The 23,171-nt window shown below is 66.3% G+C and carries 20 protein-coding genes and 1 other RNA gene; 4 read left to right on the forward strand and 17 right to left on the reverse strand.

From position 1 onward, the window contains the following. Window positions 1–108 precede the first annotated feature (108 nt). The 12 genes from AAFG50_RS32620 to rsmH form a co-directional block, all read right to left on the reverse strand. Complete coding sequence (locus tag AAFG50_RS32620) at window positions 109–1,095, reverse strand: D-alanine--D-alanine ligase (RefSeq protein WP_028176242.1); 987 nt, start codon at window positions 1,093–1,095, stop codon at window positions 109–111. A 156-nt stretch (window positions 1,096–1,251) separates the two neighbouring features. Next, entirely contained in the window at window positions 1,252–2,169 is a 918-nt protein-coding gene (gene murB / locus AAFG50_RS32625; protein ID WP_028176243.1) for a UDP-N-acetylmuramate dehydrogenase, read from the reverse strand. A gap of 112 nt (window positions 2,170–2,281) precedes the next feature. After that, the gene (gene murC, locus AAFG50_RS32630) at window positions 2,282–3,685 is read right to left on the reverse strand and encodes a UDP-N-acetylmuramate--L-alanine ligase (RefSeq protein WP_028176244.1); all 1,404 of its coding nucleotides are present in this window, start codon (window positions 3,683–3,685) and stop codon (window positions 2,282–2,284) included. A gap of 289 nt (window positions 3,686–3,974) precedes the next feature. Continuing rightward, window positions 3,975–5,075: an undecaprenyldiphospho-muramoylpentapeptide beta-N-acetylglucosaminyltransferase gene (murG, locus tag AAFG50_RS32635; protein WP_028176245.1), complete on the reverse strand. Its 1,101-nt coding sequence runs from the start codon at window positions 5,073–5,075 to the stop codon at window positions 3,975–3,977. Between the two features lie 188 nt (window positions 5,076–5,263). Further along, window positions 5,264–6,415, reverse strand: coding sequence for a putative lipid II flippase FtsW (gene ftsW / locus AAFG50_RS32640; RefSeq protein WP_028176246.1), 1,152 nt, complete (start codon window positions 6,413–6,415; stop codon window positions 5,264–5,266). A gap of 212 nt (window positions 6,416–6,627) precedes the next feature. Beyond that, window positions 6,628–8,028, reverse strand: a complete 1,401-nt coding sequence (gene murD, locus AAFG50_RS32645) for a UDP-N-acetylmuramoyl-L-alanine--D-glutamate ligase (RefSeq protein ID WP_028176247.1) — start codon at window positions 8,026–8,028, stop codon at window positions 6,628–6,630. A gap of 112 nt (window positions 8,029–8,140) precedes the next feature. After that, window positions 8,141–9,244, reverse strand: a complete 1,104-nt coding sequence (mraY, locus tag AAFG50_RS32650; RefSeq protein WP_011089345.1) for a phospho-N-acetylmuramoyl-pentapeptide-transferase — start codon at window positions 9,242–9,244, stop codon at window positions 8,141–8,143. A gap of 169 nt (window positions 9,245–9,413) precedes the next feature. Further along, the gene (gene murF, locus AAFG50_RS32655) at window positions 9,414–10,793 is read right to left on the reverse strand and encodes a UDP-N-acetylmuramoyl-tripeptide--D-alanyl-D-alanine ligase (RefSeq protein ID WP_028176248.1); all 1,380 of its coding nucleotides are present in this window, start codon (window positions 10,791–10,793) and stop codon (window positions 9,414–9,416) included. Beyond that, a complete protein-coding gene (locus AAFG50_RS32660; RefSeq protein ID WP_028176249.1) occupies window positions 10,790–12,247 on the reverse strand; it encodes a UDP-N-acetylmuramoyl-L-alanyl-D-glutamate--2,6-diaminopimelate ligase in 1,458 nt (485 codons plus the stop codon). Before AAFG50_RS32660 ends, murF begins: the two co-directional genes overlap by 4 nt. Window positions 12,248–12,317: 70 nt before the next feature. Next, window positions 12,318–14,060: a penicillin-binding protein 2 gene (locus tag AAFG50_RS32665; protein WP_028176250.1), complete on the reverse strand. Its 1,743-nt coding sequence runs from the start codon at window positions 14,058–14,060 to the stop codon at window positions 12,318–12,320. Then, on the reverse strand, window positions 14,057–14,449 hold the full coding sequence (locus AAFG50_RS32670) for a hypothetical protein (RefSeq protein WP_011089349.1): 393 nt from the start codon (window positions 14,447–14,449) through the stop codon (window positions 14,057–14,059). Before AAFG50_RS32670 ends, AAFG50_RS32665 begins: the two co-directional genes overlap by 4 nt. A 3-nt stretch (window positions 14,450–14,452) precedes the next feature. After that, complete coding sequence (gene rsmH, locus AAFG50_RS32675; protein WP_028176251.1) at window positions 14,453–15,442, reverse strand: 16S rRNA (cytosine(1402)-N(4))-methyltransferase RsmH; 990 nt, start codon at window positions 15,440–15,442, stop codon at window positions 14,453–14,455. Between the two features lie 510 nt (window positions 15,443–15,952). Here rsmH and AAFG50_RS32680 point away from each other — a divergent pair. Continuing rightward, window positions 15,953–16,732, forward strand: a complete 780-nt coding sequence (locus AAFG50_RS32680) for an N-acetylmuramoyl-L-alanine amidase (protein WP_039185808.1) — start codon at window positions 15,953–15,955, stop codon at window positions 16,730–16,732. A gap of 113 nt (window positions 16,733–16,845) precedes the next feature. Here the strand turns inward: AAFG50_RS32680 and AAFG50_RS32685 are convergent, their stop codons facing one another. Beyond that, window positions 16,846–18,081 (reverse strand): RNA polymerase sigma factor, encoded by a 1,236-nt coding sequence (locus tag AAFG50_RS32685; RefSeq protein WP_028176252.1) that lies wholly within the window; start codon window positions 18,079–18,081, stop codon window positions 16,846–16,848. Beyond that, window positions 18,081–18,431: a YciI family protein gene (locus tag AAFG50_RS32690; protein WP_011089353.1), complete on the reverse strand. Its 351-nt coding sequence runs from the start codon at window positions 18,429–18,431 to the stop codon at window positions 18,081–18,083. The genes AAFG50_RS32685 and AAFG50_RS32690 overlap by 1 nt, the downstream gene beginning before the upstream one ends. 148 nt (window positions 18,432–18,579) lie before the next feature. On the opposite strand from AAFG50_RS32690, the gene rnpB reads away from it, so the two are divergent. Further along, an RNA gene (rnpB, locus tag AAFG50_RS32695) (RNase P RNA component class A) lies at window positions 18,580–19,006 on the forward strand. Between the two features lie 247 nt (window positions 19,007–19,253). On the opposite strand, the gene AAFG50_RS32700 is transcribed toward rnpB, so the two are convergent. Together AAFG50_RS32700 and AAFG50_RS32705 are read right to left on the reverse strand one after the other, a co-directional pair. Then, window positions 19,254–19,967 carry an alpha/beta hydrolase gene (locus AAFG50_RS32700; protein WP_028176253.1) on the reverse strand — a complete coding sequence of 238 codons (714 nt, stop codon included), beginning with the start codon at window positions 19,965–19,967 and terminating at the stop codon, window positions 19,254–19,256. A 70-nt stretch (window positions 19,968–20,037) separates the two neighbouring features. Then, the gene (locus AAFG50_RS32705) at window positions 20,038–20,466 is read right to left on the reverse strand and encodes a DUF983 domain-containing protein (RefSeq protein ID WP_028176254.1); all 429 of its coding nucleotides are present in this window, start codon (window positions 20,464–20,466) and stop codon (window positions 20,038–20,040) included. A gap of 79 nt (window positions 20,467–20,545) precedes the next feature. Between AAFG50_RS32705 and AAFG50_RS32710 the strand changes: the two genes are divergently transcribed. Beyond that, window positions 20,546–21,916 (forward strand): PLP-dependent aminotransferase family protein, encoded by a 1,371-nt coding sequence (locus tag AAFG50_RS32710; protein ID WP_028176255.1) that lies wholly within the window; start codon window positions 20,546–20,548, stop codon window positions 21,914–21,916. A gap of 7 nt (window positions 21,917–21,923) precedes the next feature. Here AAFG50_RS32710 and AAFG50_RS32715 read toward each other — a convergent pair whose 3' ends face one another. Then, window positions 21,924–22,184, reverse strand: a complete 261-nt coding sequence (locus AAFG50_RS32715; RefSeq protein WP_039186092.1) for a hypothetical protein — start codon at window positions 22,182–22,184, stop codon at window positions 21,924–21,926. A 228-nt stretch (window positions 22,185–22,412) separates the two neighbouring features. Between AAFG50_RS32715 and AAFG50_RS32720 the strand changes: the two genes are divergently transcribed. After that, window positions 22,413–23,156: a sulfite exporter TauE/SafE family protein gene (locus tag AAFG50_RS32720; protein ID WP_028176257.1), complete on the forward strand. Its 744-nt coding sequence runs from the start codon at window positions 22,413–22,415 to the stop codon at window positions 23,154–23,156. Window positions 23,157–23,171: the final 15 nt, after the last annotated feature.

Here is a 23,171-nt window from a genome sequence, read left to right on the forward strand (position 1 = left end):
GCTTTTTGCCCAGCCCTGTGAGGCATTTATGCCGCGATGTCCGGCATTTTACCGGATTTGGGGCCCAAACCGGGCCGTTTCGCCCGTTTGGCCGTTAACCAGTCCTAATTATTTCCGCGCGCCCCGCCCGGCGAGCTCGACCAGGCCGCGCAGGAAGTCGACGAACGCGATGCCCTCGGCCTTCAGCGCCTTGGGGTAGAGCGAGGACTTGGTCAGCCCGGGGAGCGTGTTGGTTTCGAGGTAGACGAGGCCCCTGTCCGAGACGATGAAGTCCGAGCGGGAATAGCCGGTGCAGGACATCGCCCGGTGCGCCAGCATCGCCTGCTGCTTCAGCGCGGCGGTGATCTCGGGCGTGAAACGGCCGGGGCAGATCTCCTGGGTCGTCGACAGAAGATATTTTGCGGCGTAGTCGAAACTGCCCTCGCCCGGAATGATCTCGATCGGCGGCAGCGAGACGATCGAGCCGTCGGTGCGCTCCAGCACGCCGCAGGTCGCCTCGACGCCGGCGATATAGGGCTCGATCACATACTCCTCGTGCTTCGCGGCATTGCGGACGGCGACGAGGTCCTGCCTGGCGTTGACGAAGATCAGGCCGTAGCTCGACCCGTCCCGCGCCGGCTTTGCGATCAGCCGGCCGTATTCGGCGAAGGCCTCGTCGATATCGTCCAGCGCGATGTTTGCGGGCGGCGTCACGCCGCCGAGCGCGGCGAAATGCTTGGCCGCGATCTTGTCGAAGGCGAGATGCGAGGAGGCCGAGCCCGAACCGGTGAACGGCACGCCGCGCGCCTCGCACATCACCTGCAATTCGCCGTTCTCGGCACATCCGCCATGCAGGCCGAGCACCAGCACGCGATCTTCCGCCTTGGCCTGGTCGAGCGCCTGCACCAGCGGAATGCCTGATGTGCCGGGCTTGAACTCGTCCTCGAACGGACGGGCATGTTCGAGCAACTGCTTCGACTGGACGACATGCACCCTGTCCTCGACGTCCCACCACCACAGATCGGCCTCGGGCAGCGCCTGATGCAGCGCCTGGGCCGAGGCAACCGAAACCAGACGCTCCCGGTTGGAGCCGCCGAAGAGGATGGTGATGCGCATGTTCATAGTCCGCAATCTCTCTTGTTCGTCATTCCGGGGCGCGACGAAGTCGCGAACTACGATGCGCAATTGCGCATCTGAGAATCCATCTCTCCACCGTCTCTGCCGCCCGATGGATTCCGGGCTCTCGCTTCGCGAGCCACGGAATGACGGTGATCATGAAACCCCGATCCGCTTGATTTCCCAATGTAGCTCAATTCCGGAATTCGCCTTCACGCGCGCGCGCACGGTCTCGCCCAGCGTCTCGATGTCGTGCGCGGTGGCATCGCCCGTGTTGATCAAGAAATTGCAGTGCATCTCGGAGACCTGCGCGCCGCCGACGCGCAAGCCCCGGCAGCCGGCGGCGTCGACCAGCTTCCAGGCGGAATGGCCGGGCGGATTCTTGAAGGTCGAGCCGCCGGTCTTTTCGCGGATCGGCTGCGCGGTCTCGCGATGGCTCTGCACCTCCGCCATGCGCGCGCGGATCGCATCCGCATCCTTGACCTCTCCGCGAAAGCGCGCAGACGTGAAGATGATGGAGGGATCGACGCCGCTGTTGCGATAGACGAACTTCATGTCGGCATTGGAGAAGACGTGCTTCGTGCCGTCGCGCCCGACGCCGCGCGCCTCGATCAGCACGTCCTTGGTCTCGCCGCCATTGGCGCCCGCGTTCATGCGCAGCGCGCCGCCGATCGTGCCGGGAATGCCGAAATAGAATTCGAGGCCGCCGATGTTGGCGGATGCCGCCACCTCCGCCACGCGCTTGTCGAGCGCGGCAGCGCCTGCGGTGACGATGTCACCGCTCGCGCTCGCTTCGCCAAAGGCGCGCGGCGCGAGGCGTATCACCACGCCCGCGATGCCGCCGTCGCGCACGATCAGGTTGGAGCCGACGCCGACGACGTAGACCGGAATGTCGGACGCGAGATGCGCGAGGAAATAAGCGAGATCGTCCTCGTCCGCCGGCGTGAACAGCACCTGCGCGGGACCGCCGACGCGAAACCAGGTCAGCTCGGCGAGCGACTGGTTGGCCAGCAGCCGGCCGCGCAGATCAGGCATCGTCGCGTTGAGTGAGGGTGTGATGTCGGGGAAGCTCATGCGCGAACGCTCCCCAAAAGTGAGCGACGCAGACTGCTTCCGTTCCCTCCTCCCTTGTGGGGGAGGGAGCGCACCATTCCGTGTGGCAAGCAACGAGTGCAGCATCGCCGCCCTACCCCAGCGCCTTCAATTCGCCGGGCAGTGCATACGCCCATTGCGTGATGTTGCCGGCGCCAAGGCACACGACGAGATCGCCCGACTTCGCGAGCCCCTTGACGATGCCCGCGAGCTCCGGCGCCGCCGGCAGCGGGACCACCTCGCGATGCCCGTGGGCGCGCAGGCCCGCGACGAAATGATCGCGGTCGATGCCGTCGATCGGCGCCTCGCCCGCGGCATAGACGTCGGCGACGATGACCGCGTCCGCATCGTTGAAGCAGGTGCAGAATTCCTCGAACAGCGATTGCAGGCGCGTGTAGCGATGCGGCTGCACCACGACGACGATCTTGCCGTTGGTGGATTCCCGCGCCGCCTTCAGCACCGCCGCGATCTCGACGGGGTGGTGGCCGTAATCGTCGATCACGATGACGCCGTTCCATTCGCCGGTCTTGGTGAAGCGCCGCTTGACGCCGCCGAAGCCGGCGATCGCGCTGCGGATCGCTTCGTCCGACACGCCGAGCTCGCGCGCGACCGCGATCGCGGCCGTGGCGTTGGAGGCGTTGTGCCGACCCGGCATCGGCAGCATCAGATCGGGAATTTCGTGCACGGCGCCGGTCTTGCGATCGCGGAACGCGACCTTGAACTTCGATCCGCCGCCCATCGGGGTGAGATCGACCAGCCGCACATCGGCCTGCGGATTCTCGCCATAGGTGATGATGCGGCGATCCTCGATCTTGCCGACGAGACTCTGCACCACGGGATGGTCGATGCACATCACCGCAAAGCCGTAGAACGGCAGGTTCTCGACGAAATGACGAAAGGCGTCCTGCACCGCCTCGAAGGTCTTGAAGTGATCGAGATGCTCGGGGTCGACATTGGTGACGATCGCGACATCGGTCGGCAGCTTCAGGAACGTGCCGTCACTCTCGTCCGCTTCCACCACCATCCAGTCGCCGGCGCCGAGGCGCGCGTTGGAGCCGTAGGCGTTGATGATGCCGCCGTTGATGACGGTGGGATCGAGGCCGCCGGAATCGAGCAGCGTCGCGACCATCGTGGTCGTCGTGGTCTTGCCGTGCGTTCCGGCGATCGCGACACAGCTCTTCAGCCGCATCAGCTCGGCCAGCATCTCGGCGCGGCGCACCACGGGAATGCGCCGTTCGCGCGCCGCCATCAATTCCGGATTGTCGCGCTTGATCGCGGTGGACACCACGACGACCTCGGCGCCGTCGACATTCTCGGCCTTGTGGCCGACCGAAACCTTGGCGCCCTTCTTGCGCAGACGATCGAGATTGTAGTTGTCGGAGGCGTCCGAGCCCTGCACGGCATAGCCGAGATTGACCAGCACCTCGGCGATCCCGCTCATGCCGATCCCGCCGATCCCGACGAAGTGGATGGGTCCGATCTCGCGCGGCAGTCTCATGCTCTATCCCGTCGTTCGGTCGTCATGCCCGGGCTTGTCCCGGGCATCCACGAATCCCAGCGTCTTTCTTGCAAGACGTGGATGCATAGGCACTCGGTATACCGAGTGCCGTCATTTTTAAAAGAACCAAGTCGGATAAATCCGACTTGGTCGGACAAGCCCGGCCATGACGAGTAACATTCAAAAGTCGGCCCTTTTTCGTCATTCCGGGGCGCTCGCAACGCGCGCGAACCTGGAATCTCGAGATTCCGGATCGGTCCGCTTTACGGCCCGTCCGGAATGACGAGTGCTAAAGGCCCGCGACCTTGACCACCAGATCGGCCAGCCGCTCGGCGGCATCGAGCCGCCCCGCCCCCTTCGCGGCCGCGGCCATGGCGGTAAGGCGCGCCGGCTCGGCGGCCAGGGCGGAGATTTCGGAAGCCAACCGATCCGAGGTGAACTCGGTCTGCGGGATGCGGATCGCGCCATCGACCTTGGCCAGCACGCCGGCATTGGCGAACTGGTCCTGGTCGATCGAGCCCGGCAGCGGCACCAGGATCGAGGGCCGGCCGATGGCGGCGAGCTCGGCGACCGTGCCGGCGCCGGAGCGCGACACCACCAGATGGTTGGAAGCGAGCCGCGCCGGCAGATCGGTGAAGAACGGCGCGAGCTCGGCGTTGATCTTGAGCTTGTCGTAGACGGCGCGCACCCGATTCATGTCCTCGTCGCGCACCTGCTGGGTGAGGATGAGCCGGCCCCACAGCGCTGGCTCGAGCCGCTCGATCGCGCCCGGCACGATGTCGGCCATGATGCGCGCGCCCTGGCTGCCACCGACGACGAGCAGGCGCAGCGGACCGTTCGCCTCGGGCGCGGCATAGGGCACGGCGGCAGCGGCAAGGACCGCCGGCCGCATCGGCGTGCCGACGGTCGTGGTCTTGCCCGATAGCGCGGGGTCGCGGTCGAGCACGCCCGGCAAGGACGTCGCGATGGCGCGGACGCGGCTCGACAGAAACCGGTTGGCGCGGCCGAGCACCGCATTGGCGTCATGGATGATGCCGGGCACGCCGGCGAACTTTGCCGCGACCAGCGGCGGCAGCGTCGGATAGCCACCGAAGCCGACGACGGCGACGGGCTTCAATCGCTTGATCAGGCTGTAGGCCGATAGCGTGCCGGCGGCGAGCGTGAGGCCGGCATAGGCGACTTGGAACGGATTGCGGCCGCGCGCGGTCTCGCTCGAGACGACGTCGATCATATCCTTGCTGAACAGCCCGCTATAGCGCAGCGCCCGCTCATCCGTGACGAGGCGGACGCGAAAGCCGCGCCGGATCAGCTCTACGCCGAGCGCCTCGGCCGGAAACAGATGGCCGCCGGTGCCGCCCGCGGCGAGAAGAATCAAGGGAGAGGTGTCCATAAACGCCCTTTTACAGGGCCTCCGCCGTCATTGCGAGCCGGGCAACGAAGGTGTTCGTGCCCCGGGCGCAGCGCAGCGCGCCGCTTTTCGCGGCGTGGTGCGCTGCTGAACCGGGGCCTACGCTCGCGGTATTCTGGGTCCCGGCTCTGCGCTCCGCTTCGCTACGCTGGTCCGGGACACGAGAGCGGTCACGCGTAGCTGCGCATCGCCTCGGCGTGGCCGCTTGCCTCGACCTCGGTGCGCGGGCGCAGCCGCGTCAGCGCCAGCATCATGCCGACGCCATAGGCGAGCGACACGATCGAGGAGCCACCATAGGAGATGAAGGGCAGCGTCATGCCCTTCGCCGGGATGAGCTGGAGGTTGACCGACATGTTGATCGCCGCCTGAACGCCGAACAGGATCGCAAGGCCGGAGGCCGCAAAGCGCGAGAACATGTCCTCATTGGCGTAGGCCCGCGACAGCGTGCGGATGACGACGAAGGCGAACAGCGCCAGCATGGCAAGGCACAGGATGATGCCGAACTCTTCGGCGGCAACCGCGAACACGAAGTCGGTATGACTGTCCGGCAGGCTGCGCTTGGCGATGCCCTCGCCCGGTCCGAGCCCGAACCAGCCGCCGTTGTAGAAGGCCTCCATGGCGGTATCGACCTGGAAGGTATCGCCCGAGGCCGGATTCATGAAGCGCTTGATGCGGCCGGCGACGTGCGGGACGAACAAATAGGCGCTGAACAGCCCGGCGGCGCCGAGGCCGGCGAGCCCGAACACCCAGATCATGCGCATGCCCGCGATGAAGAACAGCGAACCCCACACCATCAGGATCAGCATGGTCTGGCCGAAGTCGGGCTCCATCACCAGCAGCGAGACCAGCATCAGGAGCAGCACCAGCGCCATCGAGGTCGCCGGCATCTCAGGCCGCCTGGTCGATTCCGCGAACAGCCAGGCAGCAATGACGACGAACGATGGCTTTGCGATTTCGGAGGCCTGGATGTTGACGCCGAGCAGCGTGATCCAGCGCCGCGAGCCCTTCACTTCGGGGCCGATCGCGAGCGTCACCGCGATCAGGATGATGCTGACCGCGAAGATGAGCAGCGCGCTTCGCCGGATCGCGCGCGGCGACAGGAAGGAGACGCCGAGCAGCACCAGGCAGGACGGCGCCAGGAACATCACGTGCCGGCTGAAGAAGTGGAACGGGTCGAGCCCGATGCGGGTCGCAACCGGCGGGCTCGCCGCCAGCGACAGGATCACGCCGGTCAGCATCAGCGCCAGGATGGCGCCCATCAGCGGCTTGTCGACGGTCCACCACCACTCGGAAAAGGGGGTGCGTTCTTCACGGGAGAGCATGGGCGGCCGCTTTCGGACAGAGGTCGGTCCATTGGTCGCCGAGGTTGGTTACCGGGGGGTTAAGGGGAGCGATCAAGTTGTGGAGAGTCTCGTGCCCCGGACGCAGCGCAGCGCGCCGCCTCTGCGCGGCGTGGTGCGCTGCAGAGCCGGGGCCCATGGTTGCGGCATTCTGGGTCCCGGCTCGCGCTACGCGCGTCCGGACACGAGAGCCCTCACACCACCGGCTTCACACCCGGCAGCGCCTGCACCAGTTCGCGGAACTTGGTGCCGCGGATCTCGAAGTTGCGGTACTGGTCGAAGGACGCGCAGGCCGGCGACAGCAGCACGACCGCGTCGGTGAGACCCGAGGCTTCCGCATCGCGCGCGGCGTGTTCGACGGCGACGTCAAGCGTCTGGCTGATCTCGTGCGCGACCTGTGTCCCCAGCGTGCCGGAAAACTCCTGCGCGGCTTCGCCGATCAGATAGGCCTTGCGGATGCGCGGGAAGTAGCCGGTCAGGCTGGTGATACCGCCCGCCTTCGGCTTGCCGCCGGCGATCCAGAAGATTTCCGAAAAGGACGACAGCGCATGCGCGGTGGCATCCGCATTGGTGCCCTTGGAGTCGTTGACGAACAGCACGTTGCCGCGGCGGCCGACCTGCTCCATGCGATGCGCGAGGCCCGGAAAGCTGCGCAGGCCGTCCTGGAGCACCTCAAAGCTGATGCCCATCGCGAGCGCCGCGGCGGCGGCGCAGGCCGCGTTCTGCGCGTTGTGCAGGCCGCGCAGCGAACCGATGCCGCCGAGCTTGGCGACTTCGCTGCGGGCGCCGCCCGCGGTGCGCACGATGGTACCGTGCTCGACATGGATTCCGCTCGCCAGCGGGTTCTTGACGGAAATGCGCACCACGTTCTTGCCGGCGCGGTCGAGCCGGTCGGCGATGTCGCGGCAATAACCGTCGTCGACGCCGACGATCGAGGTGCCGCCTGCCTGCACGCCCGCAACAAGGCGCTCCTTCACAGCGGCGTAGTGCGCGATGGTGCCGTGGCGGTCGATGTGGTCTTCGCTGACATTGAGCAGGATGCCGACGGAGGGATCGAGCGAGGGCGTGAGGTCGATCTGGTAGGACGACATCTCGATGACGTGGACGCGGCCCGTGCGCGGCGGCTCCAGCGACAGGATCGCGGTGCCGATATTGCCGCCCATCTGGGTATCGTAGCCGGCGACCTTGGTCAGGTGCGCGATCAGCGCCGTCGTGGTCGACTTGCCGTTGGTGCCGGTGATGGCGACGAACGGTGCATCCGGCGCGTGCCGCCGCCGCTCGCGGCAGAACAGCTCGATGTCGCCGATGACTTCGATACCGGCCTCGCGTGCCTTCAGCACGCTCCAGTGCGGCACGGGATGGGTCAGCGGCACGCCGGGCGCGAGCACCAGCGCTGCGAAATTCGTCCAGGAGACGTTGCGCAAGTCCGCGGTGATGAAGCCGGCCTGCGCGGCCTTGGCGACGTTCTCGGCATTGTCGTCGGCGGCGATCACCTCGGCGCCGCCCGCTTTCAACGCGTGACAGGAGGCGAGCCCCGAGCCGCCGAGGCCGAATACCGCGACTGTCTTGCCGGCGAAGGATGTGACCGGGATCATGATTGGGTTCCTGTCATTCCGGGGCTCGCGAAGCGAGAACCCGGAATCTCGAGATTCCGGATCGCCGCTTCGCGTCGTCCGAAATGACAGCGAAAATCAACCACCATAGAAGTCACCGCAGCTTCAGCGTCGACAGGCCGGCCAGCGCCAGCATCACCGAGATGATCCAGAAGCGGATCACGATCTGCGGCTCGGTCCAGCCGAGCTGCTCGAAATGGTGGTGGATCGGCGCCATGCGGAAGATGCGTTTTCCGGTGAGCTTGAACGACACCACCTGCACGATGACGGAGACCGCCTCCAGCACGAACAGGCCGCCGATCACCGCGAGCACGATCTCGTGCTTCACCGCGACCGCGATCGCGCCCAGCATGCCGCCGAGCGCCAGCGAGCCGGTGTCGCCCATGAAGATCGAAGCCGGCGGCGCGTTGAACCAGAGGAAGCCGAGGCCGGCGCCCAGCAGCGCGCCGCAGAGCACCGCGAGCTCGCCGGTGCCGGCGACGTATTTGATCTGGAGGTAGTCGGCGAACACCGCGTTGCCGGCGAGATAGGCGATCATCGCAAAGCTCGCGGTCGCGATCATCACGGGCACGATGGCGAGGCCGTCGAGACCGTCGGTGAGATTCACCGCATTGCCGGCGCCGACGATGACGAAGGCGCCGAACACGACGAAGAACCAGCCGAAATGCAGCACGGTGTCCTTCAGGAACGGAATCGTCAGCGCGGTGGACGCGGGATCGCGGTTCAAGCGCACCAGCGCGTAGCAGGCCACCAGCGCGATCGCCGCCTCGATCAGCAGGCGAAGCTTGCTGCCGAATCCGGTCGTGGTCTGCTTGGTCACCTTGAGGTAGTCGTCATAGAAGCCGACGAAGCCGAAACCAAGCGTCACCGCGAGCACGATCCAGACATAGGGATTGAGCGGGTTGGCCCACAGCACCGTGCCGACCGTGAGGCCGGACAGGATCATCAGCCCGCCCATGGTGGGCGTGCCCTTCTTGGCGAGATGCGATTGCGGGCCATCGGTCCGGATCGGCTGGCCCTTGCCCTGGCGGATGCGCAAATGATCGATGATCCAGGGCCCGAACAGGAACACGAACAGCGCGCCGGTGACCACCGCGCCGCCGGTGCGGAAGGTGATGTAGCGGAAGACGTTCAGGAAGGTGCGAAAGGCACCGAAGCCCGGAAATGTGTTGGAGAGCTCGATCAGCCAGTAAAACATTCAGACGGTCCTATGGCGCCTTTCGCACGCGGCCTTGTTATCGGCCTTGGCCTTATCGACGTGCCTCACGCGCATTCGCTGGTCTTCATCATGGGTCGGGCGACCTGTGGGAAAACGGACGGCTTCGCGCCGAAAAGGGAGGATTCGGAAACAGCGCCTTCCAAGCAGTTTACGCCTTTGCCTGCAAGGCGGCCACTAGGCCCGGCACAAACTTGTTGACCCAGAACATCTTCTTGCTGCCCTTGACAACCACCACATCGCCTGCCTTCAGCAGGCTTGCGACCTCGCCCGGCTTCAGCGTGGCGGGATCGTCGTGCCAGCCAAGCGCCTTGCCCGATGGAAGCACCTCGAAGAGGTGACGCATGAGGGGGCCGACACAGTAGACACCGTCGATGCCGTCGAGATACCTGGTGAGACCGGTGTGGTAGCTTGGTGCGTCGTCGCCCAGTTCCAGCATGTCACCAAGCACGGCAATGCGGCGGCCGCCGGTTACGTTGCGCGCCTGCAGGCTTTGCAGCGCAGCAGCCACGCTGGCCGGGTTGCCGTTGAAGCTGTCGTCGATCACGGTGACGCCGCCGACCGCCTGCTCGACGCCGCGGCCGGTCATGATGCCGACCCGATCGAGCTTGATCGCGAGCGTCGCGGCATCGAGGTTCGCCGCGCGGATCGAAGCGAGCGCGGCGAGCGCATTCTGCACGCGGTGCGGCGCGCCCGGCGTCAGGCTGAAGGCGATCTGCTTCTTGCCGATCATCGCCACGACCTGCCAGCTCTCGCCATGCGGCGCGTGCGTGACCTCGTGCACCTCGGCATGCTCGCCGAAGCGCACCACCTTGCCCTTCCATTCGGACGCCTTGAGCCCGGCGGGCAGCACCAGCACGCCATCCTCCGGCAGGCCGAGCGCGATCGACACCTTTTCGCGCCGGATCGCCTCCAGCGAGCCGAGCTTTTCCAGATGCACCGGCTGGACGTTGACGACGAGCGCGACCGTCGGCCGCGTCAACTCGCTGAGCCGCGCGATCTCGCCGGTCTGGTTCATGCCCATCTCGACGACCCAGAGGCTGGCATCGGGCCGCGCATTGCACAGCGTCAGCGGCACGCCCCAGAAATTGTTGAAGCTCGACGGGCTGGCATAGGCGTTCGGATAGGCCGCCAGAAATTCCTTGGTGCTGGTCTTGCCCGCGCTGCCGGTGAGCCCGATCACCGGCCCGTTGAAGCGCGCGCGTGCGGCGCGCGCGAGGCCCCAGAGGCCGTCGATCAGCGTGTCCTTCACGACGATCTGGGGGACGCGGATGCCCGCGATCTCGTGCGGCACGATCATCGCGGCCGCGCCCGCGGCTTCCGCCTTGTCAGCGAACTCCCAGCCGTCGCGCGCGCTGGCGAAGGCCGAGATGAAGCCGCCGCTCGGCGTGCCGCTGAGCGCGACGAACAGGCTGCCGGGCTTCACCAGGCGGCTGTCCTGCGTCACGAAGTCGATCGGCGTGTCCGGGAATGATCCGGCAGCGCCCAGCGCGCGCGCGACCTCCGCAACCGTCCATATTGGCGCGCTCATGCAACCCTCGACGCTAGGGCGGCGGCAACCGCCTCGTGATCACTGAAGGGCAACACCTCGCTGCCGACGATCTGCCCGGTCTCGTGGCCCTTGCCGGCGATGAGCAGCGCATCGCCCTGTTCCAGTTCCTCGATCGCGGTGCGGATCGCCGCGGCGCGATCGCCAATCTCGCGCGCCCCTTTTGCGGTGGCGAGGATCGCGGCGCGGATCGCTTCCGGCTTCTCGCTTCGCGGATTGTCGTCGGTGATGATGACGCCGTCGGCATTCTCCGCGGCGATCTCGCCCATGATCGGACGCTTGCCGGCATCGCGGTCGCCGCCGGCGCCGAACACGACGACCAGCCTGCGCTTGGCGTAAGGCCGCAGCGCCTGCAACGCCTTCGCCAGCGCGTCGGGCTTGTGCGCATAGTCGACGAAGATCGGCGCGCCGTTGCGCTCGCCGACGCGCTCGAGCCGGCCCTTGGCGCCTTCGAGATGTTCGAGGCTCGCGAATACGTTGGCGGCATCGCTGCCGGTGCCGATCGCGAGGCCGGCCGACACCAGCGCATTCTCGATCTGGAATTCGCCGGCCAGCGGCAGCAGGACCACATAACGCTTGCCGCGATGCTCGACCGTGAGCTTTTGCGAAAAGCCGTCGACCCCGACCTCGGTGAGGCGAATGCCCTCGCCCACCCCGTCGCCGTTGCGGCCGACCGCCATCACGCGCAGGCCACGCGCCTTCGCGGCACTGATCGCTTCGGCCGAGCAATCATGATCGGCCGAAATCACGGCGGCGCCGCCAGGCGGGACCAGTTCGCGGAACAGCCGGAGCTTCGCCGCAAGATAATGCGCGACGGTCGGGTGGTAATCCATGTGGTCGCGCGACAGATTGGTGAAGCCGCCGGCGGAGACGCGCACGCCGTCGAGGCGATATTGATCGAGACCGTGCGAGGACGCTTCGAAGGCAAGATGGGTGACGCCCTCGCGCGCGATCTCATCGATCTGCCGGTGCAGCGCGACCGGATCCGGCGTCGTCAGCGAGCCGTAGACGGTGCGCTTCGGCGACACGAGACCGATGGTGCCGATGCTGGCGGAGGCATGGCCCAGCCGCTCCCAGATCTGGCGCGTGAACGCCGCGACCGATGTCTTGCCGCTGGTGCCGGTCACCGCAGCGATGGTCGCGGGCTGCGCGGGAAAGAATCTTGCCGCGGCCAGCGCCAGGGCGCGACGCGGATTGGCGACGGCGATGAACGGCACCTTGCCGCCACCGGGCGCATGATCGCCGACAATCGCAACCGCACCTGCGGCGACCGCCGCATCGATGAAGCGTGCGCCGTCGGTCTTGCTGCCCGCGAGCGCGAAGAAGAGATCGCCCGGCCTGACCACGCGGCTGTCGAGCGCAAGCCCCGTCACCTCGAGCGCCGCGATAGCGGGCTCGATTGCGGCGTCATTGCCTATGAGATCGCGCAGTTTCATGGTCGTCCAGTCGACATGCCGGAAAGCCGAAAACCTCCGACTCAGCACCGGCGATGGCCTACCCGGTTGATTACTGGGTTGTCCTGGATGCTGCAAGAATAAGGCGGTCGGACGGCGGCAGGTCGAATCGCGGCTCGATGCCCAAAAGCGGCGCGATCCGCTCGATCACCTTGCCGCCCGTGGGCACCGCGTTGAAGCCCGAGGTGATGAAACCATGCGTCTCGGGCAGCGCCTGCGGCTCGTCCAGCATGACGAGAATCTGATATTTCGGATCGTCGGACGGCATGATCGCGGTGAAGGAGTTGAGCACCCGCTTCTTGGCATAGCGGCCGTTGATGACCTTCTCGGACGTGCCGGTCTTGCCGCCGACATAGTAGCCCTTCACGTCGGCGGATTTGGCAGTACCGATTTCGGCATTGAGCCGCATCAGATACCGCATCTTGTCGCTGGTCTCCTGCTTGATCACGCGCTTGGCCATCGCCCGCGCCTCGTCTTCGCTGCGTTTCATGAATGTCGGCGGAATCAGATAGCCGCCGTTCATCAGGGCGTTGATGCCCATCACCGCCTGGAGCGGCGCGACCGACAGGCCCTGACCGAACGCGATGGTGACCGTGTTCAGCTCACCCCAGCGGCGCGGCACCAGCGGAGCCGCGCTCTCCGGCAACTCGGTGCGCAGCCGCGTCAATTGTCCCATTTTGGCCAGGAACGCCTTGTGCGCCTCGACACCCTGGTTGAGCGCGATCCGCGCGGCACCGATGTTGGACGAGTAGGTGAACACTTCCTTGGTGTTGATGAACCGTCCGAGCGAGTGGCTGTCGTGGATGGTGAACTTGCCGTAGTGCAGGTTTCCACGCGCATCCCACGACGAGTTCAGATTGATCTTTCCGGAATCGAGCGCCATCGCCAGCGTGAACGCCTTGAACGTCGATCCCATTTCGTAGACGCCTGTGGTCAGGCGATTGATGCGATCGGGATCGTGCGCTTCCTTCGGATTGTTGGGATCGAAGTCCGGCAGCGAGACCATTGCCACGATCTCTCCGGTCTTGACGTTGGAGATGATGCCGGAGGCCGCCTTGGCGTGGAACTTCTCCTTGGCCTTCAGCAATTCGTCGCGTAGCGCGTGCTCGACGCGGAGGTCGACCGAGAGCTCGATCGGCTTTTGCAGGCGGTCGGTGGCAAAGCCCGCGCGATGGAGATCGGCGAGCCCTTGATTGTCGAGCCACTTCTCCATGCCGGCGATGCCCTGGTTGTCGATATTGACGAGACCGATGAGGTGGGCGACCTCGTTGCCGGTCGGATAGACGCGCTTGTTCTCGCGCAGGAAGCCGATGCCGGGAATGCCGAGCTTGTGGATGTCCTGCTGCTGCTTCGGCGTGATCTCGCGCTTGAGCCAGACGAAGCCCTTGCGTGTCTTCAGGCGCTCGCGCACCTCGGCCTCGTCGAGGTCGGGCACGGTGGCGGTCAGGAGCTCGATCGCCTCGTCCTTGTCGATGATGCGGCGCGGCTCGCCGAACAGGCTCGCCGCCTTGACGTCGGTCGCAAGGATGGCGCCGTTGCGGTCGACGATGTCGGGCCGCGCCGTCGCAACCACCTCCTGCGCCGCCGCTCGGCGCGCACTGTGGGCGTCGGCACCGATCGCGAACATCACGAGCCGGCCACCGATCAGGGCGTAGACCGAGGCGAAGGCGAGCATCGCAAGTCCGACGCGCGCGCGCGCCTTCGCGGCGCGGTCGACGTTGCGCCCGTAGAGCAGGCTGCGGATCAGCCGCTGCCGCCAGGGCTCGGTGGGTTTTGCAGGCGTCGCCGGGCTCATTGCTTGTCCTCGGGCTGAGGCACGGAGCCCGTCACGGTATCGGGATCGCTCGCGGCTTCGATGGTGTTGAGCATGGCCCCGATCGGGTCGGGCTCGCCGGGCCTGAACATCCGCGGCGGGCGCTCGGGCAGGTTCTTCAGCGAGTCATATTGCGTGCCGTTGACCGGCTTGAGCGGCAGGTGCCGCTCGGACAGGCCCTGCAGGCGCAAGGGCGCATCAAGCTTGGCCCATTCGGAGCGGAGCGAGGCGATCGCATCGCGCTGCTCGCGGATCTCCGCATGCAGCCGCAACACCTTCTCCGTGCGCGCGGTGGAGTCCATCTTGATCCGGTAGACATAGGCCGCCGCGAAGATCAGCGCGCCGATGACGAGGAGGTGGATGAAGCGCATGCGCTAGCCTCCCCTCATCACGTCGGAGAGTCTTGGCCAGGACGAAGACTGATCGTCCTTGTGCGCCGGCGCCGAGGTGCGCTCCGCGGCGCGCAGTTTTGCCGAACGCGCGCGCGGGTTATGCGCAACTTCGTCCTCGCCGGCGACGACGGGCCGCCGCGTCAGGAGCTGGAAGCTCGGCGCGGTTTGCGCGACTTCCGGCAGGTGCCGCGAGCCGCCGCCGGTCTTCGACCGCTCGGCGAGGAAATTCTTGACGATGCGGTCTTCCAGCGAATGGAACGAGACCACCACGAGGCGTCCGCCGGGCTTGAGCACGCGCTCGGCCGCAGTGAGCGCGGCCTGGAGTTCCTCGAGCTCCTCGTTGACGAAGATGCGCAGGGCCTGGAACGTCCGCGTCGCGGGGTGAATGTCGCCGGGCTTGGAGCGAACCACCCTGCCGACGAGGTCGGCGAGCGCGCGCGTGGTCGTGAACGGCGTCTCCTGCCGGTCCGCGACGATGGCGCGGGCGACGCGGCGCGAATGCCGCTCCTCGCCGAGGAGATAGATGATGTCGGCGAGATCGGCTTCCGAGGCGCGCGCGACGACGTCGGCCGCGGTCGGGCCCGCCTGCCCCATCCGCATGTCGAGCGGACCGTCGAGGCGGAACGAAAAGCCTCGGCCGGCCTGGTCGAGTTGCATCGAGGACACCCCGACGTCCATCACGACGCCGTCCACGGCATCGACGCCTTGTGCCGCGCAGACTTCGGCGAGATGGGAGAAACGGTCCTCGACCAGTGTCAGCCTACCGGCAGAGCGTTCGACCAGCTCGGCGCCGCCGGCGATTGCGGTGCGGTCGCGGTCGATGGCGATGAGTCGGGTTCCAGGCACGTCGAGGATGGCACGGCTATAGCCGCCGGCGCCGAAGGTGGCGTCGACATAGATCCCGCCCTCGCGCGGCGCGAGATGATCGATGGCCTCGCGACCGAGCACGGGAATGTGAGGAGCGGAGCTCATGCGCCACGCCTGCCGAACAACCAAGCCAGATCCGGGGCGAGCCAGCCCATAACGCCTCGAATGATTCCGCGTCGCGGCGGTTCCACGACCCAACCCTTGTCCAGCATGGTTACCGAGCCCGGTCGTCCCCGGCCGCCAACCCAGTGTTCCCAGTGGAATTTGTCGGGCAGCCATGGGATTTCGAGCCAAAATACGCTTTGGCCGCCTCCGGACGCGGGTCGGCTCTTCATCCCTCAGTAACGGCCCTTAGCGTTAAGAAAGCGTTGATCGGCCCGTTACAAGTCGAAAAGGTGAAGCGGCAGTGATGCCTCATCCACACACCCGCCCAAAATGCATCCGTTAACCGCGACGCGCGATTGCGCACGGCGGAGGGTAAAGGAATAGTAAAGAGAAGGGCTTGGCCCTCTCCTATTCCGACTTGAGCTGTTTATGTCGTCCGGTTCGTCCACGCCATCTGGTTCTGATTCGAAGCGTCAACGCGTTCTCCCGGTTCCCAAGGCCGCGGCGAACATGCGGACGTTCGAGCCGGATTCGTCGATCGTCTCCGACATCATTCCTTCGCCGAACCATGGCGAGCGCAGCAAGGGACGCCAGCCGGACATGATCGTGCTGCACTACACCGGCATGCCCGACGTCGAGGGCGCGCTGGCGCGGCTGTGCACGGCGGGGACGGAAGTGTCGGCGCATTACGTCGTGCTCGAGGACGGCCGCATCGTGCAATGCGTGCCCGAGGCGAGGCGCGCCTGGCACGCCGGCGTCTCGTCCTGGGCCGGCGAGGACGACGTCAACTCCTGCTCGATCGGCATCGAGATCGTCAATCGCGGCCACGACTGGGGCTATCCGGAGTTTCCGCTGCGCCAGATCGCCGCCGTGATCGCGCTGTGCCGCGGCATCATGCTGCGCCGAAAAGTGCCGGCGCACCGCGTGCTCGGCCATTCCGACGTTGCGCCCGCGCGCAAGAAGGATCCCGGCGAGAAATTTCCGTGGCATTCGCTGGCCAATTCCGGCGTCGGGCACTGGGTCACGCCCACGCCCGTCGTGCGCGGCGAGAGCCTGATGCTCGGCACCATCAGCGACGAGGTGCTGAGCCTGCAGCAGGCGCTCGCGCGATACGGTTATGGCGTGCCGCTGACCGGCAAATACGACGCCGCGACCATGGAGGTCGTCACCGCCTTCCAGCGCCACTTCCGCCCGGCACGGCTGGACGGTGTTGCGGATCATTCGACACTGTCGACCTTGCAAGCGTTGCTGGCGAGCCTGCCGGACGGGACGGCGGTCGCGTCGAAGTGACGGCGTAGCCGTCATTCCGGGGCGCACGAAGTGCGAACTATGGTGCGCAATTGCGCACCTGAGAATCTCGAGATTCCGGGTTCGATGCTTCGCATCGCCCCGGAATGACGGTGCTAGTTGCCCATCTCCCTCATCCTTCGCGCATAGAGCCGCCGCAGCGGCTCGAGCTGCGTCGCTGCCGTCGCCGCGACATACGCCTCGCGCGCCTCGTCCTTGCGGCCTAGCCGTCGCAACAGATCCGCGCGCACCGCGGGCAGCAGCTCGTAGCCGCCAAGCCCGCCGCGTGCGGTGATCGCGTCGACGAGATCGAGCGCGCGCGCCGGGCCGTCGACCATCGAGATTGCGGCGGCGTGGTTGAGCTCGATCACCGGCGAAGGATTGATCCGCAGCAGCACCTCGTAGAGCCCGGCGATCTGCGGCCAGTCGGTCGCCTCAAAGCTCGGCGCGCGCGCATGCAGCGCGGCGATCGCGGCCTGCACCGCATAGGGTTGCGGCCGGCCGGATATGCGCAGTGCGTCGTCCACGAGACGCAGACCCGCCTCGATCTGCGCGCGATCCCAGAGCGTGCGGTCCTGCTCTTCCAGCAGCACGATGTCGCCGGCCGACGTCGCGCGTCCGGCGCGGCGCGCGTCGTGCAGCAGCATCAAGGCCAGCAGGCCCTTGATCCCGGCCCGGTCAGGCATCAGCCGGTCGAGCAAACGACCGAGCCTGATGGCTTCGACCGCGAGATCCGGCCGCATCAGGTCTGCGCCCGAGGTTGCGACATAGCCTTCGGTGAAGACGAGATAGATGACGGCGAGCGCGCCGTCGAGCCGCTGCGCCAGCGCGTCGCGTTCGGGCACCTCATAGGGAATGCCGGCGAGCCTGATCTTCTGCTTGGCGCGGACGAGGCGCTGCGCCATCGCCTCCTCACCGACGAGGAACGCGCGCGCGACCTGCGCGGTCGAGAGGCCGCAAACGGTGCGCAGCGTCAGCGCGACCTGGACCTCCGGCGCGAACGCGGGATGGCAGCAGGTGAAGATCAGCCGCAGCATGTCGTCGTCGAGCGTCGCCGGAGGCTCGTCGGGCGCCTGCGCGTTGAGCTCGAGCTCATGCACGAACGCCTGCTGCTTGCCGCGGAACACGGCCTGCCGCCGGATGCGATCAATCGCCTTGTTGCGGCCGACATTGACGAGCCAGGCGCGCGGATTATCGGGCACCTCGCCCGCCGACCAGCGTTCGAGCGCGACCGCGAAGGCATCCTGGAGTGCGTCCTCGGCGAGATCGAAATCGCCGACGAGGCGGATCAGCGTGGCAAGCACCCGCCCCGCCTCGTCGCGAAAGGTCCGAGCGATGTCGGCAGGAGAGATCACTTGTAGATCATGACCGGCCTAACCTCGATGGATCCCTCCTTGGCCCCGGGAATCCGCGCGGCCAGCCCAATGGCGGTGTCGAGATCTTTGGCCTCGACCAGATAGTAGCCGCCGAGTTGCTCGCGGGTCTCGGCGAACGGACCGTCGGTGGTCAGGGTCTTGCCATCGCGAACGCGCACGGTGGTCGCGGTCGTGGTCGGCTGAAGCCCGTCGCCGGCCTTGAAATGGCCGCTCTGGACGATGGACTGCGTATAAGTGCCGTACTCCGCCGACATCGCCTGACGGTCTGCGGGGGTCATCTTGCTCAATTCCGCTTCGCTCCGGTAGATCAGCAGCAGATACTGCATCGCTTAACTCCTGTTGTTCGGGGGATCACCGACATCCAGTCGAACGGGGCGCACATCGAACGACATCTTCAGGATAAATTATTTGCAGATCGCGTGCGCGACGATCTCGGCTTGACGAAACCGTCACAAATGCCCATGCCTAACCCCGTCAGTCGGCCGGACGGCCGCTCCGGCAACGGTCGAAAGGCCGCCGGGGAGGAAAGTCCGGGCTCCCTTGACATACGGTGCCGGATAACGTCCGGCGGGGGCAACCCCAGGGAAAGTGCCACAGAGAACGAACCGCCCTGCTTCGCCTTCGGGCTTCGCAGGGTAAGGGTGAAAAGGTGCGGTAAGAGCGCACCGCGGCTGCGGCAACGGAGCCGGCATGGTAAACCCCACCGGGAGCAAAACCGAATAGGGACGGCGTAGCGGGCTGTTCGCGCAAGCGATAACGCCGCGGGGCGATGTCAGGCCCGCCGTCCGGGTAGGTTGCTCGAGGCCATGTGCAAACATGGCCCCAGAGGAATGGCCGTCACGTATCGTGCGCGCAAGCGAACGGTGCCCTACAGAACCCGGCTTACAGGCCGGCTGATGTTCTAAAGCGTTTTCGAGCGAAGTGGTTTTTCCGGCTCGCGTGAAGAAAACGCGTCTTACTAAGAAGTGACGAGGGGTTCGATGCTGACCGCATCGGACCCCTCACCATTTTGTCCGAGCGCGCAGCCATTCAAATGGTGTCATTCCGGGGCTCGCGAAGCGAGAACCCGGAATCCATCAGGCGGCAGAGACGGAGGAGAGATGGATTCCGGGTTCGTGCTGCGCACGCCCCGGAATGACGGCTGTGGGTCAGGCGGCGATCTCGTTCAACACCGCCATCAACGCCGCCGGCGCCGTCACGTTCGGCGCATGACTCGCGTCGAGCTCGAAATAGCGCCAGCCATCCTCGTTCTTCGTGCGCTTCGCGAACTGCCCGAACACGTCGCCCGGCGGAAAGCGCGTGCAATAGATGTAGCTGCGCGGCATGGCCGGCTCGCCATGCTCCAGCTTCAACTTCGTCTCGAAGCATTTGATCGGCATGTTGATGCGGCGCGCGTTGAGCCAGTCGAGATCGGCCTGCGGCGTATCCGGCGGCGGCGGGTTCGGCGGGATGCGGTAGCCATCGCCGGCGGCCGCCGCCTTGCGCATCGGCTCGCGCCCGCTCTCGTTGAGATCGAACAGCGACTGGCCGTCGCGCGGCACGAAGGCATCGAGATAGATCAGTTGCGTCACGCGCTCGCGTGCGCGGTCGGCAACGCCGGTCGCGACCATGCCGCCATAGCTGTGGCCGAGCAGCACGAGATCGCTGAGGTCCTCGAATTTGATGACGTTGAGGATGTCCCGGATGTGCGTCTCGAGATCGATCGCGGGATTGGCCAGATGCGCGCGCTCGCCGAGCCCGGTGTAGGTCGGCGCGACCAGGCGGTGGCCCGCCTGCGCCATCAGCGGATGCATCTTCTTCCAGGCCCATCCGCCGGACCACGCGCCGTGACAGAGCAGGAAGGTCTTCGCGCGTGCGGCCATCGGCGTTTCCATCGTTCTTGTTTGTACGATGGAGTGTAGCGGCCGCACGCGCGATGTAAACGCTACCCGCTCAGACCGCGCGCGTATTCACTTTTGCGAGGACGAGCGCACCGGCCTCGCGCCGCAACTTGCCAGCCTCAAAGCCATGCATGCCGATCTGCCATTGCAGGCCGACGATGGCGCCTTTGGTCGGTTGCAGCAACGCAAGCGAAGCGAACAGCGTCACCGGCAGCCACACGGCCAATTGCAGCCAGACCGGCGGGGCATAGGCGGTCTCGACCGCGAGGATCGCCGGGACCACGAGATGGCCGACCACGACCATTACGAGATAGGCCGGAAAGTCATCGGCGCGCTGATGGAACAGCTCTTCGCCGCAATGATCGCAGCTGTCTGCCACTTTCAGGAAGCGTCCGAACATGTGCCCTTCGCCGCAGTTCGGACACTTGCCGCGAAAACCGCGCCACATCGCCTTTGCCAGGGAAACCGAACCGGTCGTCATGACGACACCTCTTCCGTTCTGATGATCCATACAATAATATCCTGCATCCATACATTCAAAGGATATGGGCCTAAATTGCATGGATTGGACCCCTACAATCTCGGAGCTGAGCGGGCCGCGCTACCAGCGCATCGTCGATGCCATGGAGGCCGACATCGCAGCCGGCCGGCTGGTGCGCGGCCAGCAGTTGCCGACGCAGCGCGCGCTCGCAAAAGCGCTCGACATCGACCTCACCACGGTGACGCGCGCCTACACCGAGGCGCGGCGCCGCGGCATCCTGGAGGCCCGGGTCGGCCAGGGCTCGTTCGTATCGGAGACCAGCGCGCGCCGCGCGGTCGATCTGCCGCATCCCGTCGCGATCGACCTCTCGATGAACGTGCCGCCGCATCCGCTCGAGGCACAGCTCGACGAGCGCATCGTCGCAGGGCTGGAAGCTCTCCGCGCCCAATCGGGCCTGACCGCGTTCCTGAACTACCAGCCACCCGGCGGCAGCGTGCATGAGCGGGAGGTCGCAGCGCGCTGGATGCGCGCACGCGTCCCGCACGCGCATGCCGACAGGCTCGTGATCTTTCCCGGCACGCAGACCGTCCTGTTCAATCTGCTCGCCCATCTCGCGCGGCCCGGTGACATCGTGCTCACGGAAGCCCTCACCTTCCCCGGCATCAAGGCCGCCGCGGCGCGGCTCGGCGTCAAGCTCGTCGGCGTCGCCATGGATGACGGCGGCATCCTGCCCGATGCACTGGCGAAGGCCTGCCGTGTCCACAAGCCGAAGGCCGTCTATCTCATTCCGACGCTGCACAATCCGACCACCGCGACGCTTCTTCCCGAGCGGCGCAGCGCGATCGCCAGGATCATCCGCGATGCCGATACGATCCTGATCGAGGACGACGCCTACGGGCTGCTCGACCGCTCGGCGGCGCCGATCGCCAATCTCATTCCGGAGCGGACGTATCTCGCAACCACGCTGTCAAAATGCATCGCGCCGGCGCTGCGCGTTGCTTACCTCGTGACGCCCGACAACGCCGCGCAGCAGGAGATGCGTTCTTATTTGCAGGCCACCGTGCAGATGCCGGCGCCGCTGATGGTCGCGCTGGTGACGCATTGGCTCGAAACCGGCATCGCCGATCGCATCATCACCGCCATTCGCAACGAGGCGGTGGGGCGCCAGCAACTCGCGCAGCGCGCACTGAAAGGCCTTCAGTTTCTGGCCAAGCCCGCGGCCCATCATCTGTGGCTGCGGCTGCCGGAGGGCCGCCCCGATGTCGCGGCGCATCTGCTACGGAATGGACTCGCGGTCGTGGCCGGCGATGTCTTCACCGTCGACGGGACACCGCCGCATGCGGCACGCATCTCGCTGGGCGCAGCGCGCAACAGGGCGGAATTGACGGAGGCGTTGCGCATCCTGGTCGGCGCGCTGCACAAGCCCGCCGACACCAGGCAGATCGTCTAGCAGATACCTATTGGTGCTGGCGGCGATGGCGCGGGCGGACGACCGGCGTCATGCCTGACGGATAGGCCGCATAGGCCTCGCTCGGTGCCACCGTCTCGCCACGGGCTGCGCGTGCCGCGGGTGTGAGCTGGCCGCCATTGAGCACGTCGCGGTCGGGATGGGCGGCCTGATAGGCCGCGGGCTCCGAAAACTGCGCCTGTGCCAATGTCGGCATCAACGCCGCCGCCGACAGCAGCGCGGCCGCAACGGCAATGTTGGTGCGGGTCATGGTCATTCTCCACCTTCTTATTCGGGGCTGTCCGATCGGAGCGCACGATGGCGTCGGGCGGGCCTTTAGATTGAAGTACGACCATCATGTAGGCATGTCTTTCCCAAAAGCCCGACGCCGCAGATCACGCCTGCGTGCAGCATGGATTGACCTGCACGGCCGCACCCGTGCTATGCGGGCGGTGGCGATCAACAGTTCGGGATCGCCGGTGGCGACAAGGACAATCCGTTGGAAACCTACGGTTACGCGCTGCTGCCGCTCGGCGCATTGGCCGGCGGCTTCGTCTCGGGCCTGGCCGGGTTCGGCACGGCGCTGATGGCGCTCGGCATCTGGCTCTACGTGCTGCCGCCCTCGCTCGCGGTGCCCCTGGTGCTGATCTGCTCGGTGATCGCGCAGACCTCGACGCTGCCGTCGATGTGGAAGAGTTTTGACCTCTCGCTGGTCTGGCCGTTCCTGATCGGCGGGCTGATCGGGGTGCCGCTGGGGACCATGATGGTCGCCTCCGCCGATCCCAAGGTGTTCAAGCTGAGCATCGGCGTGCTGCTGCTGATCTTCTCGAGCGCGCTGTATCTGAACAAGAGGCCGCTCGCCATCACGTTCGGCGGCCGGATCGCCGACGGTGCGATCGGCTTTGCCGGCGGCATTCTGGGCGGCCTTGCCGGATTGTCGGGGCCGCTGCCGATCCTGTGGGCCAACATCCGCGGCTGGAACAAGCACGAGCGGCGCGGCATCTTCCAGCTCTTCAATTTCACCGTGCTCGCCACCGCGCTGGTGTTGCAGACGGCATCGGGCCTCGTCGCCTTCAAGGTGGTCTGGCTCGCGCTGGTCGCGTTTCCCGGCACGTTGATCGGCGCATGGGCCGGCGCACGCGTCTATCACGCGCTGAGCGACAAGCACTTTGGCGATGTCGTGCTCGGTCTGCTGTTCCTGTCGGGGCTCGGCCTCGTCTGGAACAGCCTTGGTGCGCATTAGCCTTCCTTGCGTCGG

Source organism: Bradyrhizobium sp. B039, from assembly GCF_038965675.1.
Lineage (GTDB): Bacteria > Pseudomonadota > Alphaproteobacteria > Rhizobiales > Xanthobacteraceae > Bradyrhizobium > Bradyrhizobium diazoefficiens.